Annotated in this window: 13 protein-coding genes; 11 read left to right on the forward strand and 2 right to left on the reverse strand. The window is 41.3% G+C overall.

Translation table 11 applies throughout. The features are described 5' to 3' along the window. The first annotated feature begins 9 nt into the window (after positions 1–9). From QE417_RS21750 to QE417_RS21780, 7 genes are all read left to right on the forward strand, one after another. The gene (locus QE417_RS21750) at positions 10–1,800 is read left to right on the forward strand and encodes a RagB/SusD family nutrient uptake outer membrane protein (RefSeq protein WP_311953711.1); all 1,791 of its coding nucleotides are present in this window, start codon (positions 10–12) and stop codon (positions 1,798–1,800) included. A 109-nt stretch (positions 1,801–1,909) separates the two neighbouring features. Then, the gene (locus QE417_RS21755; RefSeq protein ID WP_311953713.1) at positions 1,910–2,854 is read left to right on the forward strand and encodes a hypothetical protein; all 945 of its coding nucleotides are present in this window, start codon (positions 1,910–1,912) and stop codon (positions 2,852–2,854) included. A 23-nt stretch (positions 2,855–2,877) separates the two neighbouring features. Then, entirely contained in the window at positions 2,878–5,199 is a 2,322-nt protein-coding gene (locus tag QE417_RS21760; protein ID WP_311953716.1) for a GH92 family glycosyl hydrolase, read from the forward strand. A 47-nt stretch (positions 5,200–5,246) separates the two neighbouring features. Next, positions 5,247–6,662, forward strand: coding sequence for an alpha-L-fucosidase (locus tag QE417_RS21765; protein WP_311953717.1), 1,416 nt, complete (start codon positions 5,247–5,249; stop codon positions 6,660–6,662). Between the two features lie 38 nt (positions 6,663–6,700). Then, positions 6,701–8,974, forward strand: coding sequence for a GH92 family glycosyl hydrolase (locus QE417_RS21770; protein WP_311953719.1), 2,274 nt, complete (start codon positions 6,701–6,703; stop codon positions 8,972–8,974). A gap of 11 nt (positions 8,975–8,985) precedes the next feature. Then, a complete protein-coding gene (locus QE417_RS21775; RefSeq protein ID WP_311953721.1) occupies positions 8,986–10,125 on the forward strand; it encodes a TlpA disulfide reductase family protein in 1,140 nt (379 codons plus the stop codon). A 167-nt stretch (positions 10,126–10,292) separates the two neighbouring features. Beyond that, positions 10,293–12,005, forward strand: coding sequence for a S1C family serine protease (locus QE417_RS21780; protein WP_311953724.1), 1,713 nt, complete (start codon positions 10,293–10,295; stop codon positions 12,003–12,005). Between the two features lie 32 nt (positions 12,006–12,037). Here the strand turns inward: QE417_RS21780 and QE417_RS21785 are convergent, their stop codons facing one another. After that, positions 12,038–12,352, reverse strand: coding sequence for a phosphoribosylpyrophosphate synthetase (locus QE417_RS21785; protein WP_311953726.1), 315 nt, complete (start codon positions 12,350–12,352; stop codon positions 12,038–12,040). A gap of 310 nt (positions 12,353–12,662) precedes the next feature. Between QE417_RS21785 and QE417_RS21790 the strand changes: the two genes are divergently transcribed. Genes QE417_RS21790 through QE417_RS21800 form a run of 3 tightly spaced genes read left to right on the forward strand, consistent with a single transcriptional unit; the run spans position 12,663 to position 14,188 of the window. Then, on the forward strand, positions 12,663–13,166 hold the full coding sequence (locus tag QE417_RS21790; RefSeq protein WP_311953729.1) for a MaoC family dehydratase: 504 nt from the start codon (positions 12,663–12,665) through the stop codon (positions 13,164–13,166). 13 nt (positions 13,167–13,179) lie between these two features. Continuing rightward, a complete protein-coding gene (locus tag QE417_RS21795; RefSeq protein WP_311953731.1) occupies positions 13,180–13,944 on the forward strand; it encodes an alpha/beta fold hydrolase in 765 nt (254 codons plus the stop codon). A 10-nt stretch (positions 13,945–13,954) separates the two neighbouring features. Then, the gene (locus tag QE417_RS21800) at positions 13,955–14,188 is read left to right on the forward strand and encodes a DUF2630 family protein (RefSeq protein WP_311953733.1); all 234 of its coding nucleotides are present in this window, start codon (positions 13,955–13,957) and stop codon (positions 14,186–14,188) included. A gap of 379 nt (positions 14,189–14,567) precedes the next feature. Here the strand turns inward: QE417_RS21800 and QE417_RS21805 are convergent, their stop codons facing one another. Continuing rightward, complete coding sequence (locus QE417_RS21805) at positions 14,568–15,338, reverse strand: alpha/beta hydrolase (protein WP_311953734.1); 771 nt, start codon at positions 15,336–15,338, stop codon at positions 14,568–14,570. A 392-nt stretch (positions 15,339–15,730) separates the two neighbouring features. Here QE417_RS21805 and QE417_RS21810 point away from each other — a divergent pair, with 392 nt between their 5' ends. Beyond that, complete coding sequence (locus QE417_RS21810) at positions 15,731–16,888, forward strand: PAS domain-containing sensor histidine kinase (RefSeq protein WP_311953735.1); 1,158 nt, start codon at positions 15,731–15,733, stop codon at positions 16,886–16,888. Positions 16,889–17,028 lie beyond the last annotated feature (140 nt).

A 17,028-nucleotide genomic window follows, 5' to 3' on the forward strand; every position in this document is an offset into this window, starting at 1 on the left:
AACACTGTTATGAAAAGAATAGCCATCCTTGCCATCATATTAATGGTTAGCATGAACATATCCTGCAAAAAAGATTTTTTTGACCAGGTACCAGATGACCGCCTTACACTCGAAGAAACTTTTAACAGCCGGGATGCATCAGAAAAGTTTCTGGCCAATGTGTATAACTTCATAAAAGACGAGTCTGAACAACGTTTCTCGGTGCCTTGGACAGCCGGTAGCGACGAAGCCGATTTTGTTTGGGGGTTTGCGCCAAGCAACAATATTAACAATGGCACTTATGATGCCTCAAGCGGTTTTATTAATACTTACTGGCAGTCATATTACCAGGCAATACGCTCGGCAAGCATATTCATGGCCAATATTGATAAAGTGCCCGATTTACCGGCATCGCTTAAAACACAGTATAAGGCCGAGGCAAAAGCGCTCAGAGCATACTTCTATTTTCAATTGATGCGTTTGTACGGCCCCATAATACTTATTGGGGAAGATGTTATTGCAGCCGACGCCTCTTTTGAGGAATTGCAAAAGCCCCGTAACTCTTATGATGAATGCGTGAATTATGTGGTTGCTGAAATGGATGCTGCCGCTGCCGCGTTACCGGTTACGGCTAACACCGCAAATTTAGGCAGAATGACGAAAAGCATCATTTTGGCTTATAAAGCAGAACTGCTGTTATCTGCCGCCAGCCCGCTTTTTAATGGTAATACCGATTATGCAGCTTTGAAAAACTCCGATGGGAAACAGCTGATTAATCAAACTTTCGACGCCACCAAGTGGAAACGTGCGGCCGATGCGGCTAAAGCTTTTTTAGACCAGTTTGTTCCCGGAACTTACACGTTGTTTAAAAAGAACGATGATAACGGAAATTACAGCGCCTACCTGTCATGCCGCGACGTGATGCTGGAGAACTGGAACAAGGAAGTGATTTTTGCACGTGATCAAAATAACATCCCGGGGCTACAATATGAGCGCGTACCGTACCACCAGGGTTACAGCGATGAGGTAAGAGCAAGCGGCGGGCTGGGTGCTACTCAAAATATGGTTGATGCCTATTTTACGGCCAACGGACGGTCAATTGATGATTCTGCTTCAGGGTATGTATCAAGCGGCTATACCGGCTACCAGGCACCCGGCGATGACCGGATAAGGGGAGTTTGGAACGCATGGGCCAATCGCGAGCCGAGGTTTTACGTAGGAATTACCTATACTGGCAGTAAATGGTTGAATACCAACTCCGGTGAAGTTATTACAGACATATTTGCCCACGGCAATTCAGGAAAAGCAACCGGCGGGAACGATTATTCGACCACAGGCTACATGGTGCGTAAAAATGTAAGTACCGGCACATGGTACGATGGTGGACGCTCATTGGTAATGCTGCGCTTGGCGCAATTATACCTGGATTATGCCGAGGCGCTTAACGAGGCCGAACCGGGCAACGCAGATATTCTGAAATACCTGAACTTAATACGTGAGCGTGCAGGTATCCCTCAATATGGCAGTTCATCGCTTCCGGCTCCTGCATCGCAAGCAGCCATGCGTGAAGCGATCAGGAAAGAAAGACGTGTAGAACTGGCGTTTGAAAACGTGCGCTTTTTTGATGTAAGGCGTTGGAAAATTGCCGAGGATACACAAAAGGGACCAATTAAAGGTTTAACTGTGGATGCTGATCCGCCTAACTTTTTCAACGTGGTTACTCTGGAAACACGCGTTTTTCAAAAGAAACACTACTTGTTTCCAATTCCACAGGCTGATATAAACAGCGATAAACAGCTAAAACAAAACACCGGCTGGTAAAAGCAACTATAAAAAGTAACATCAGGAGCCTGTAATGCAGGTTCCTGATTCATTCTCAAAGATTGGGCTACAGGATAGCCTATGTCTTAATTTTTAACAAACTACCTTAATGAAATCTATCTTCACTTCGGCAATGGCAATTAGCTTGCTCATCGTTGTCATATCATGTTCATGCTCAAAACCTAAGCAAACGGCTCCGTTTAAGTCGGTTAACGATAAACCGGGCGCTCCCCCCAAAACATGGAAAGAACATTGGTTCGAGCATATAAAAACAGTTAACCTGGTTTATTATGATGATAACGTAGCGTTTTATTATGATGATGGTGTAGATAAATCGGTTACCTGGCCATTTAAAGCAATGTCTGATGTTTGGGGCTATGTTAAAAAAACATATGGAGCTTACGGCGATTCATCAAGGCTATATGTAATATTTCATCAAAACTCTTACCCTGGCGGGCATCCGGCATCGTATTTTGATGCCAGTCATGATTACCGTAACACGCTTGATGCGGGTTTAAACTCATGGACAAACCCAACAGGCGAACAAATAGGAATGCCTATACACGAAATTGGCCATATTGTATGTGGTGCCAGTAATGGGGTACAGGGAGCACCATCTGATGCCATTTGGGGCGACAGTAAATTTATGGAGATTTTTAACTACGACGTGCTGATGAATATTGGCCGCGAAGATGAGGCTGCAAGAGTTTATCAGCAAATGGTTGATAAAAATCCCTACGAAGATTATCCGGGCAGGAAGTATCCGGGGGTAAAATGGTTTATTAATTGGTTTTATCCCATATATACTAAGTATGGTAAAGCGGAGCTTTTAAATAAATATTTTAAAGTAATTGCCGCTAATTATCCCAAACAAGGCAAAATGTACAAAAGAGACAGAGATATGAGCCTTGGTGAGTTTGTACATTTCTGGAGCGGAGCGGCCGGAGCCAATTTAAATGAACAGGCCAGGTTTGCATTTGGCCAATACTGGACGGCTGATGTACAAAACGATTTTTTACAGGCGCAAAAAGACTTTCCGAACGTGAAATATTAGTCATGGTTGTTATTTATAAACAAATGATCCAAGTCCAAAAAGCTGTTATTAACCAGCGTAAACTGTATCTTTTTTTGTTGATATTGTTATGCAATGCTGGTGCTTACGCGCAACAAGTTAAAACTGTATCTGATCCGGCCGATTGGGTAAACCCCCTGATGGGCACCGACTCGAAGCCCGAACTCTCCAACGGAAATACTTACCCGGCAGTTGGCACACCATGGGGAATGAACTATTGGTCGGCGCAAACCGGGGGCATGGGAGATGGGTGGATGTATACCTATTCAGCTGATAAAATAAGAGGGTTTAAACAAACGCATCAGCCTTCGCCATGGATGAACGATTACGGGCAGTTTGCAATTATGCCTGTAACCGGGCATATGAAATTTACTCAGGATGCACGTGCAAGCTGGTTCAGTCACAAATCCGAAGTGTCAAAACCCTATTATTACAGCGTTTACCTTGCCGATCATGATGTGCTGGCCGAAATGACCACTACGGAGCGCGCTGCCCATTTTCAGTTTAATTACCCACAGAGCGATAGTTCTTTTATTGTAATTGATGCCCTTGATGGTGGTTCTTACATCAAAGTAATTCCTAATGAAAATAAGATCATTGGTTACACCACTAAAAACGCGCGTAGTAACCCGGTGAATTTTAAAAATTACTTTGTTATTTATACCGATAAGCCATTTGCTCTTGCCCGCACATGGCATGGTAAAACCCTGGCCGGTGCCGATTCGCTTGAACTCATGGCCAAACATACCGGGGCTATCATTGGCTTTAAAACCACGAAAGGTGAAAAGATTCATTTGAGGGTAGCCTCGTCTTTCATTAGTTTTGAACAGGCCGAACTCAATTTAAAGCGCGAGATAGGTAACAATAATTTTGAGACTACTAAACAAAAAGCGCATAAGAGCTGGAATGATGTATTGGGACGATTACAGCCCGAAGGTGGAAGCTCAGACCAGATCCGTACTTTTTACTCCTGCCTGTACCGCACGGTAATGTTTCCAAACAAGCTGTACGAAGCAGATGCTCAAAACAAGGTAATACATTACAGTCCGTATACCGGTAAAACCATGCCGGGTTATAAGTTTGCCGGAACCGGATTTTGGGACACCTTTCGTGCGCTTTATCCCTTTCTTAATCTCATGTATCCATCTATCAACAAAGAAATGCAGGAGGGGCTAATTAATGATTATAAAGAGGGAGGGTGGCTTCCCGAATGGAGTAGCCCCGGTTATGCCGATATTATGGTGGGTAATAACTCGGCATCAGTAGTAGCCGAAGCTTACCTCAAGGGCCTGCGTGGATATGATATTAACAAACTATACGAAGCTTTAGTGCATGGCGCTAATAATGAGGGTCCCATCAGCGCTACCGGTAGGTACGGTGTAAAATACTACAATGAATTAGGCTATGTGCCTTATGATGTTAAAATAGATGAAAATGCCGCACGTACACTGGAGTATGCTTATGACGATTTTGCCATATATCAATTGGCTAAGGAACTCAAACGTCCTCAGTCCGAAATTGACCTGTACAAAAAGCGCAGCCAAAACTACCGCAACTTGTTTGACCCGGCTACGGGGTTAATGCGCGGAAAAAATAAGGATGGAAGCTTCCAATCGCCGTTTAACCCTTTTAAATGGGGCGATGCTTTTACGGAGGGTAATAGCTGGCATTATTCATGGTCGGTGTTTCATGATATTCAGGGATTGATTAACCTCATGGGAGGGCAAAAAAAGTTTGTATCTAAGTTAGATTCGGTTTTCTTACTGCCTCCGGTGTTTGATGACACTTATTATGGCGAAGTGATACACGAAATACGCGAGATGCAGATCATGAACATGGGGCAGTACGCACATGGTAATCAACCCATTCAGCACCTTATTTATTTATACAATTACGCCGGTCAACCCTGGAAGACACAATATTGGGCCCGTGAGGCAATAAACCGGTTATACAAGGCCACGCCCGACGGATATTGCGGCGATGAAGATAACGGTCAAACCTCGGCCTGGTATGTTTTCAGTGCTATGGGTTTTTACCCTGTTTGCCCCGCAAGCGATCAATATGTATTAGGTGCTCCCTTGTTTAAAAAAATGGTACTGCATTTAGAAAACGGTAAAACAGTTAGTATAAATGCGCCGCAAAACAATGCAACTAACCGTTATGTATCAACCCTTAGTTATAATGGTAAGCCGTATTCACTCAACTGGTTGAGCCATAAAACCTTGTTAAAAGGCGCCACGCTTGAGTTTAAAATGCAGGCAACGCCAAACAAGTTGAGAGGTACCAGGCAAGCCGATTTCCCCTTTTCATTAACTAACTATAAATAACAAATAAAATTAACTGCCGGGTTTACACCGGTAAAAACGGATCACATATGTTATCTAAAAAGCTTAAATCAATTTTTTTATCAGCATGTGCGTTATTAGCACTTAACGTAATATGCAAAGGCCAGGGTGCCAGGCCAGTTACTAAACACTCATTAAATGAGTTGCAGCAACAGTTTGTCGACCTGCGGTTCGGTATGTTTATTCATTTCAATATACCAACCTACATGAACCAGGATTGGCCCGATCCGGAGGCTCCGGCCAGCTTATTTAATCCTAAGAAGTTGAACGCCGATCAATGGGCCAAGGCAGCTAAATCAGCCAATATGAGTTATGGCTGTTTAACTACCAAACACCATAGCGGTTTTTGCATTTGGGATACCAAAAGTACCGATTACAATGTGATGAACAGCCCTTACAAAAAGGATGTGGTAAAGCAGTTTACTGATGCTTTCAGGGCTAATGGCTTAAAAGTAATGTTGTACTATTCTATTTTAGATACCCACCATAAGTTGCGCCCCAATCAAATTACACCCAAACACATTGAAATGATTAAAACGCAGCTTACCGAATTGCTTACCAAATACGGTAAAATAGAAGCGTTAATAATTGATGGGTGGGATGCGCCATGGTCGCGTATCAGTTACGATGATGTGCCGTTCGAAGATATCTATTATCTCATCAAATCTTTGCAGCCCGAGTGTTTGGTAATGGATTTGAACGGTGCCAAATACCCTGCCGAAGGATTGTATTATACCGATATTAAAACCTATGAAATGGGGGCAGGCCAGCGCATGGCAAAGGATAGCAAAAGAATGCCGTCACTTGCTTGTTTACCTATTAACCGCGCCTGGTTCTGGAAAACTGATTTCCCGGAAAAACCGGTAAGGGAACCGCAAAAAATAGTGAGTGAGCTTATAAAGCCTTTAAATGACGCAAGCTGTAATTTTATTTTAAATGTAGCGCCTAATCGCGATGGTTTAATTGATGAAAATGCACTGGCAAGTTTAACAGAAGTAGGTAAACTTTGGAAGAATGATGGCCCTACCACCAAACTTTCGCCGCTCGAAGCACCTATTATTTCAAGCAATATTGCTATTAACCAGGCTGCTAACTCCAGCTGGAGCGATGATATGAACATTATGGATTTTGCCAATGACGATAAATATGATTCGTCGTGGGATTCGAACCCAACAGTAAAAGAACCATGGTTTGAAATCGACTTCAAAAACGAAAAAAGCTTTAATGCCATTGTAGTTGCCGAGCAAAAAGCCAACATCAATAAATACAAATTACAGTATTGGGATGGTGCAGCCTGGAAGGAGCTATTCAATGGTACCAATACCGATCGTATTAAGCTTCATCGCTTTAACAGGGTGTGGGGCAGCAAAGTTCGCATTAATATAGAAGGTTATGCTCAAACACCGTCAATTGCCGAGTTCCAGGTATTTAACGAAAGACGATAGATCTGAGAGGTTTCTAATCCCCAATAACTTCATTTTTTATGATGAAAATTAATATATGTGCTTGTTTTTTGCTTTGGGCAACTTTAGCACAAGCCCAGCAAAAGTCTAAATTTACAAGCTACGTAAACCCGTTTATTGGTACCGGTGCGGTTGATAAAAATAGCTTATCCGGAAGCAACTTTCCGGGGCCTACCATGCCTTTCGGCTTTGTTCAGATTAGCCCCGATACACAGGATAATCCCGACAATCCTGCTTCGGGGTATGATTATAATGATAAAACCATAGTAGGTTTTAGTCATACCCATTTAAGCGGTACGGGCGTGGCCGATTTGTTCGACGTATTGTTTATGCCCGCCACCGGGCCAATACTACCTGTACCCGGCGATGCCAATAAACCGCAGAGTGGTTATCGTTCGCGCTTTTCACATCAGGATGAAGCCGCCCGGCCAGGATACTACCAGGTTAAACTGCAAGACTATGGCATTAATGCCGAACTTACCGCAACGGAGCATACAGGTATACACCGTTACACCTTTCCTAAAACCGGAAATGGGCATGTGATCATAGATATGGATCATTCCTTAAATAAAAAGCGCGATTACTGGTCGTGCAAAATTATTGGTGCTGAGATAAAGGTTGTGGACAATAAAACCGTAGAAGGCTACCGCATTATTACAGGTTGGGCAAAGCTCAGGAAGGTATATTTTCATGCCGAATTTTCGCAGCCCATAGTTAGCCAAACCCTGTTTAACGGCAGCCAACCTTTTGAAAGCATTAACATCATTAATGGTACAAACATTAAAGCTGCGCTCAATTTTAACACCACTTCAAATCAGCAGCTTTTAGTAAAGGTGGCTTTATCACCGGTGAGTATTGACAATGCCCGGCAAAATATGAAAGCAGAGTTGCCTGGTTGGAATTTTGACGAAACGGTTAATAAAGCAAGCAGCGCGTGGGAAAAAGAGCTAAGTAAGATCGAGATTGAAGGTACCCAAGAACAAAAGCAGATATTTTACACCGGCATGTACCACGCGTTTACGCAGCCCAATAACATGGCCGATGTAAATGGTGATTATCAGGCTACCGACATGACCATTAAAAACGCGCCTGATAAAAAGCATTATTCAACATTTTCATTGTGGGATACCTATCGTGCTGCGCATCCATTGTATACGCTTATACAGCCCGAGCGCACAGCAAATTTTATTAACAGTATGATGCGGCAGTATGATACATACGGTTATTTACCAATATGGCAATTGTGGGGCGATGAGAATTATTGTATGATAGGCAACCATGCCATACCAGTTATTGTTGATGCTGCGTTAAAAGGGCTTAAAGGTTTTGATTTAGATAAAGCTTATCAAGCAGTAAAAGGTTCTTCAAACATTGATCACCCTGGCTCACCATTCGCTGTGTGGGAAAAGTATAAATACATCCCCGAAGACCTGCAATCACAATCGGTATCAATTACGCTGGAAATGGCTTATGACGACTGGTGCGTTGCCCAGCTGGCTAAAAAGTTAGGGAAGAACGATGACTATGAGCATTTTATGCAGCGCTCGGAGTTTTACCAAAACCTTTACGATAAGCAAACCGGTTTTTTCAGGGCTAAAAATAAAAACGGTGATTGGATTGCGCCGTTTAACCCGCTGCAGTATGGAGGTAACGGTGGCAACCCTTATACCGAGGGCAATGCCTGGCAGTACTTTTGGTATGTGCCGCAAAATATACCGGGCTTAATCAAGCTCGTGGGCGGAAATAAAGCTTTTACGGCTAAGCTCGATCAGTTTTTTTCTTTAAAAGATCTTCCGGGCGAGGTAAATGGCAATGCCTCCGGTTTTATTGGCCAGTATGCACATGGCAACGAGCCCAGTCATCATGTGGCTTACTTGTATAATTATGCCCAGCAACCCTGGAAAACGCAAAGCTATGTTGCCAAAGTATTAAACGAACTCTACAACAATTCATCATCAGGCTACTCGGGTAACGAAGATTGTGGACAAATGTCGTCCTGGTATATTTTCAGTGCAATGGGCTTCTATCCGGTGAATCCGGCAAATGGCCTGTATAGCATTGGTTCGCCTGTTTTAAAACAAGCTATAATTAAGCTTGATAATGGAAAAACATTTACAGTAACTACACAAAATGCTGCAAAAGCAAACTGCTACATCCAATCGCTAAAGTTAAATGGTAAGCCTTATACGCATACCTACCTTACCCATGAAGATATTTTGAGAGGCGGAAAGCTTGAATTTGTAATGGGCAGCAAACCTAATTATAAGTGGGGCACAGGCAACACAAGTAACTAAAGAAACAACGTATGAAAATTAAGTTAATAGCTATTATTTGCCTGCTGCCCGCAATAGCAGTAGCGCAAAAGTCAAATTTCACAATCTCGGGACAGATAGGAAAACTTGGGAAACCAGCCAAGGTATATATAGATTATTCGGATAACGGCACCAATCATGAAGATTCGGCCCTGGTTATTGATGGTAAGTTTAAGCTTGCCGGAATGGTAAGCGGCATTACCACCTCACGCATATCGCTCGACCATACAGGTGAAGGCAAGGCACATTCCATTTATGCGCCCAATGCCGATGTGGTTTATATTTACTTTGGTAAAGAAAACATAGTGTTTCGTTCTGCCGATTCATTGGCAAATGCCGTAGTTGCCGGTTCCAAAGTTTATGATGAATTTCAGGCTTACAACAAACAAATAGGGGGTACTATAATGGCGCTTACCAAAGCCGTTAATGCTGAATTTTCCAGCGGTACACCCGCGCAGCAAAAGGATACAGCCTTTATTAAGGCCGTTGATGCCCGCTTCCGTCGTAACATAGAAAAAAGAAATGAAAAGCAATTTGAGTTTGCCCGAAACAACCCTGACTCATACTTCGCCTTGGTTGCGCTTTCCGAATCGGCAGGTACTAAAGTTGATGTAAATAAGGTTGAGCCTGTTTACAAAGCCCTGAAGGCCGAATATCGAAATACCGATATGGGCAAAGAGCTTGAGCAGCGCATAGAAGCTGCAGGCACCACTGCAGTAGGTGTACAGGCACCCGAATTTACGCAGAATAACGTAGAGGGTAAACCCGTTTCACTTTCAAGCCTCAAAGGCAAGTATGTGCTTATAGAGTTTTGGGCAAGCTGGTGTGCGCCTTGCCGTGCAGGCAACCCCAACCTGGTTAAGCAATACGAACTTTATAAAGACAAAGGTTTTGAAATAATTTCGGTATCGCTTGATAACGTGAAAGACAGGTGGATTGATGCGATAAAAAAAGACGGCTTGCCATGGTTACAGGTATCTGATTTAAAGGGCTGGAATAATGCCGTTGGACGCTTGTATGGTGTACGGGCCGTACCTCAAAGTTTTTTGTTAGATAAAGAAGGAAAAGTGATTGGTAACACCCTGCGTGATGAAACACTTAACGCTAAACTGGCTGAGTTATTCAATAACTAATCTGGTTATTCCATCTGTTTACTACAATCAATTATATAAAAAAACAGATACGAGGGTTAAATACCCTTTCATCTCAAGAAGCCATCAGGCAATAGTTTAATAGTTATCCCTCCCGGAAGCCGGAATTTTTCCGGCTTCCCTCTTTTTTAATGTTATCCCATTTTTTTATGATTAAGATTAAAAGCAATTATGTCATCATCACCATATGCTTTATAATAATCTTTACACTGGTAACCCGCGCACAAACCAGTAGTATAAGGCAAATAAAAAATAATGTAAGCGGCTTAACCAAGGGCGTTCATTATGCAATTGCTAAAGGTTATCAGGCATCAGTATTAATGTGGCAAATTGATGCCGAATCAGGCGCCCGTATGAGTGCTCAGTTTAGCGGTGTGGTGGTAAGTAAAGATGGTGTTATACTAAGCGCGGCTCATGTTGTAATGCCCGATAAAACGTATAAAGTGATGTTTCCGGATGGCCGCGAATGTGTGGCTAAAGGTTTAGGACGCATAACCATACCTCCAACTTTTATGCTACCTGATGCCGCTATGCTAAAAATTACAAGGAAAGGTGCGTGGCCATTTGCAGAAATGGGATGGTCATCCATATTAAAAGTTAATACGCCATGTATAAGTATTGCTTACCCCGAGAGCCAGGAGCAACGTAAACCAATGGTGAGATTTGGTCGAATTACATTGCTTAAAAATGAATACGGGTTCCTTCAATCGAGTTGCGTTATGGAGCCGGGTGATTCAGGAGGGCCTTTGTTTGACTTAAATGGCCGGGTTATTGGTATACATAGCGGTATTCAAATACCCGAAGTAATTAACTACGAAGTGCCAATTGATACCTATCGCAAATTTTGGCAAGCGTTAAGCAGGCCGGTTAACTATACATCTCTACCTTCTGATTCCGGTATAGTTACTGTTGATCCTTCAATTAAAGAAAGCAGCACAATATTTAACTCAAAAGATGTAATTGAATATTTAAAATCAAAGTTGGGCTGCGTAAAAATCAGCAGTGTAATAGATGGGCAAGAACAGCAAATTTTAGCAACCTTGCTATCAACAAAAGGTATGGTGGTTAAGCCTGCATACTATAATAAATCAATATTAGTAAGCAAAAGCTCACAGGTAGGCGAGCGGCCTGTAATTACAACGCCCGGCGGTAAAGCTATTAATGCCAGGGTAATAGCACGAAGCCAAACAAACGACCTTGTTTTGCTACTTGCAGATCATGTTGTTGAGGGGGGCATAAAGTTCGATAAGCTTAAAACTGATGCCATTGACTTTACAAACTTAGGCATGTTTTTAATTTCTCCCCGTCCTGATTCTGCTGCTAAAATCGGAGTGTTCGGAAGTTTGCTGTTAAATCTGCCTAAAATAACGAGTTACGGGTACATTGGCGCAGCAACCGATGTTAAAAACGATCAACTGATCATAACATTTATTCAACCTAACAGTGCAGCGCAAATTAGTGGGTTGCAAACCGGTGATGTAATACAAGCGGTGGATGGCAAACGGGTGGAAGATGCGCTTGATTTTTTAAAAGCACTTGAAAAGTTTAATGCAGGAGATACCACCTCAATCAAAATATTCAGAAATAACAGCGAGTATACTAAACGGGTAGTGTTAAAATACCCTCCGCAAAAGCCAGCAACACATCCGGCCGATTTGTTTGCCGGCGGAAAGAGCTTGCATAGGGATGGTTTTAACAAAGTGTTTGTTCACGACTCAGCCATAAAAGCAGCCGAATGCCGAGGCCCTGTATATGACACTAATGGCAGATTACTGGGCATTAATATAGCCAGACTGAGCAGAACAAGCACAGTAGCCATACCTGCAGCCACAATTAAAAAAATTGTATTAAGTAATTTATAACCAAGTCGTGTAAGTAAGTGATACCTTCACATTTAGCGCATGGTATCCATATCAATTCTTAGTTTTTTGATGAGTGCCTCATCAGCAGTTGTGGCATAGGCGCCGTAAGCTTCCACTAATACTCCCTTTTGTCTTTCAATAGTGCTTATACCATACAGTATGCTGCTATCCGAAGGATCTGTTTCGCCCTCAAACCTGTAAACTTTATCTACATGAAATTCTTCGGCATAAAATTGCTTGGAAAGTTGTGGACAATCCAGGTAGTTTTCTTTCAAATTGAAATCTAAATCATATCCATTGCTGCGGAGGTCGTTCAGTGCCTCGATGAGTGTATCAAATGTTTTCATAGCCTATTATAGTATAAATTGTATGCCAGGTATTAAAGTTTTGGAAAACAGTACTTTATTGAATTTTTTCTAATCTTCAAAATACTATTATTCGTCAATTTACTAAACATAGTTTAAGGTACAATACATTCTTAACATAAATAAGATTATACATCTTAATTAACAGCACTTGAGCGCTAATAATCCGGATGATCTCATAAAATAACGTTATGTCGTTATTGGTAAAGTGATAAAATAGATGTTAACTATTTGTTTTTCAGTTAAATAGTAATTGGTTGATTGTTTGGTAACTGTATCTGAAAATTAAGCTATGCAAACAACCAATCAATCAAACGCAGAAAAGTCATTTGATCCAAACGACTTCCTGATCGTGCCAGCCCGGTCATTTGAAGATCTGCAGGTAGGCGAAATATTCCGCGCCCCAAGCCGCACGCTCACTGATGCGCATTCAGCTGCATTTCAAACCGTATCATGTGATAATCATCCGGTTCATTATGACAACGTATGGGCTCAAAAGCACGGGCATAAAGCGCCGGTAGTACACGGTTTGCAAGTATTAGCTTTCACCGCTCCAGGTGCCACAATGTTCCCTCATGTTATTGGCGAAGTATTTATTGCCTTTACAGAATTGAACTGCAAATTTTTAAAAGAGGTTAATTCCGGTGATACCTTATACCCGGCCATCCGTATTATTTCACTTACTCCGCAGGGTGCCACCGGAATAGTGGAAACCGAAGCTACCATACACAATCAAAATGGGGAGTTGGTGTTAACCGGAACCCACAAATATTTATTAAAAACAGCTGCTAATTAAATCAATAAAAATCATGGATAATATATTAAAAGATCAAGTGCCTGCCGGACAAAAAAACTTCGTTTTAGTTCATGGAGCTTGGCAGGCACCGTATGCCTGGAACACCGTTAAAGAACTATTACTTGCCGAAGGCTTTAATGTTTCAGTAATACAATTGCCCGGTCACGGTGCTGATAATACACCACATAACTTGCTGCATATGGAAACTTATATTAACCATGTGGCCGGTGAGATTAAAAAGATTGGCTTGCCTGTAATTTTGGTTGGCCACAGCATGGCAGGCATTATTATATCAGGTGTAGCCGAAATTTTGCCGCAAACGGTTGATAAACTGGTTTATTTAGCTGCCTATCTTCCTAAAGATGGAGATTCGGCTTATTCCATATCGCTTAATGACAAACAATCGCTGCTGGGAGCATCACTGATCGTATCTGAAGACCAGGTGGAGTTTGACATTAACAAAGAAGATGTAACCCATATTTTTTGCCAGGATGCGACCGATGAGGTTAAACAGCTTGTAATGGAAAATTATCGCCCGGAACCAGGCGCTCCTTTTGGCGAACCTGTGGCGCTGAGCCATGAAAGTTTTGGTAGCGTTCCGAAGTATTACATTGAAACCGAATTGGATAACGGTATTGGTAGTATCCTGCAAAAACAAATGATTGCTGCTGCTGCTGTTAAAAATAGCTATGCTATTAATAGCGGTCACTTACCGGCACTATCCAAACCAAAAGAAGTGAGTGAAATTTTAAAACAGATAGCATTTCAGAACAATTAATTATTTTATTATGGAAGACGGCCAAATACTACATCATATTAAAAAACTAACAGAAACCGAAGAGCAGCTTTGGACAAAAGCAGAGCTTAATGAGCAAGAAGTTGATCAGTTGCACCGCATGAAACTGGAGCTTGACCAATGCTGGGATTTATTAAGGCACCGCAGGGCTTTAAGAGACTCTGGTCAAAACCCCGACAAGGCGCAACCGAGAGATATAGATTCTATTGAGAATGATGTAAAATAATTGTAATAATAGTCTCTTTACAGTAGGCTTGTTACATGTTTAACTCACTTTTATAATCGCAGTTATATTTGAGATTTCAACCATTAAAAGGGCAATAACCATAGGGGTATTGCCTTTTTATTTGCGCTTAAATTAGTGAGCTTAATTAAGGTTTTTACCTTTCAGGCTATTTTATAAGGTAATTGTTTCTAAAATACCTGTTTTTAAGTCTCATTCAGAAAAAGGAAGCTTCTTTACGATGCTTCGAAAGAAACTGGTAAGGTTATTTCCCATTGATGCGTATTATTCAATCGGGAGCGTGTGATACAAACTAAAAGCCCTTTTTTGCAGCTTTAACCGAGCCGCAAAAAAGGGTTTTAAAATGGTGTTTAATTTATGGTTATTTACCATTTGCAGCTGCTTCAATAACTGCAGCTACAGCTTTGGCCTGATTCATAAAAAGAGTATGCCCACCATTGATATGGGTAACTTTAGCATTTGCTCTTTTATTCATGGTATCTTCTAAACCCATATTTATAGTTTGGTCATTTGATGGTTTTACGGCGTAAACGGGTTTGTTTTTCCAGGCTGCAATGGTCACTTTATCTGTAAAGGCTTTTACTGTTAGCGGTATCTGCGAATCAAACATGAAGTTAGATTTCTCTATGCTTTCTCCGCTGGCAAAGGTTTCTCTGAATGTTGATTTGGCCAGGTAAACATTGCCTTTATCATCAGGGGGCAAAATTCCCTTTGGCTGCTCTTTCACAGTTTGCACCAAATCTAATGTAGATTCACCCGCATCTGGAATAAACGCAGCTACGTAAACCAGGCTACTAACTTTGTTGGAGTTACCTGCCTGTGTTATTACAGTACCTCCCCACGAGTGTCCAACCAAAACTGCAGGGCCATCCTGGCGTTCCAATGCAAAATTGGTGGCAGCCACATCGTTTTCAAGTGAGCTGGTTGGGTTTTGAACCAAGGTTACTTTATAACCATCATTAACAAGAATTTTGTAAACAGCTTCCCAACCCGATGCATCAGCAAATGCGCCATGAACTATCACAATATTTTTTACTTTGGTTGTTTGGGCTTTAAGCGAAGCAGGGCTTGCTAAAGTTAAAAAGGCCACTGCTGCAGCGGCAATCATTTTAGTTGTGTTTTTAGTTTTCATGAATTTGTTTAGCTGTATCAATTCATGAAATGTGCCATGGGTTAAATAATTGAAATTCAAATCATTGAATCGATTTTCTGATATGTTGATTTCGCGTTATACCGTTTATTTACGAATACGGCGCCGAAGCAATTGTGCAAGTTAACTTACAAATGAAATATGAAGAAACTATATACTTTTAGTTAGAGACTATGATCGTATTGCTCAATGCTGATTAACTACTGCACTTTAATAAAATAGCGATATACAGTAATTTTTGGCATTAATGCATTTTTTTTAATATTCTGATTTTCAATGTTTTGTGTGTTTGGTATGGGCTTTGGTTATAATGCTGTATTAACAATAGATTAATAACACGGTGCCCCAATTGTGGGCCTGCAACCACTCTCATTATGACACCTTATCTTTTAGACCAGCAAATTTCAGCCCCGCTTCTGGCTCTTACGGCCAGAAATTCAGAATCTTACAATGATTCTTTTAACAACCATATTTTCAATGAGATCTTTACTCATTCGAATATTGGGGTGTGGACACTTAAAGAAAAATCTTTACGCTTAAAGGTATCTTATGGCTTTCAGTTACTTTTAGGCCTTGCAGAGCAGCAAGATTATACTTTCACAGAGATATTTCAATTTGTTGCCCATTCGCAACGGTATCGGGTTGTAAAGGAGCTTAAAAGAGCTTGCAAGTGTGGTAATAACTTTGCCATTGAGTTTAAGTGCAAAGCAAATAAGCCCGGGGTAGAAGGGAAGTGGTTTAAATTAACAGGTAAAAGTTCTCATCATCCTAAAAGTTCAGGTGTGAGCTACCTTGGGTCGTTAACAGATATTACGGAAACTAAGAATCTGGAAACCTGGAATAGTGACCGGTTAGCTTTATTAGGCCATGAATTAAAAGGTCCTTTAAGTGCCATCAAACTCTATTTGCAACGGGCTCATAAAATATCAACCGAAAATAATATCAAGGATGCCGCCCTGTTTTTAAGCAAGGCCGATGACCAGGTTTCTTCCATGGCCTATTTAATGGAGGATTTGTTAACGTGCTCCACTATCGAGAATAAGCAAATGAACCTTGATGTAGAATACTTTGATCTGTCATCTATTGTTGAGCCAGTTATTGAAGAAATGAAATTGAAACACACAGATTATCATTTTATAAACTGTGTACCTGCAGCCATCAATTTAAGGGCCGATAAAAGGAAAATTAATCAGGTTATTAAAAATTACCTGACCAATGCAGTAAAGTATTCATTACCTGGCTCTGAAATTACTATTGGGGCACGTAACAACGACGGAAATTTGATCGTATTTGTAAAAGATACTGGGACGGGTATGGATCATGAGCACCTGGAAAAAGTATTTGACCGGTATTACAGAGTAAACGGCACCATGGCCGAAGGGCACGGACTTGGACTATACCTGGTTAAGGAAATTATTTCCCGTCACGGTGGAAATGTTTGGGTGCAAAGTGTACCTGATCAAGGCTCTGAGTTTTACTTTTCTATCCCCAAAAGCACAAATACTTTTAAACAAAACCATGGCTTAGTTTAAGCCATGTACTTTGGTGTTATACATTATCTGCCAGCCGTAAATCAACGGTATTTCACCAAATAAATTTCAGTAATTATTCATAATATTCTGATTGTTAGGTTCTTGTTGTTTGGATGGTAATTTGGAACTGATAAACAGTT

The sequence above is a fragment of the Mucilaginibacter terrae genome, assembly GCF_031951985.1.
Taxonomy (GTDB): domain Bacteria; phylum Bacteroidota; class Bacteroidia; order Sphingobacteriales; family Sphingobacteriaceae; genus Mucilaginibacter; species Mucilaginibacter terrae_A.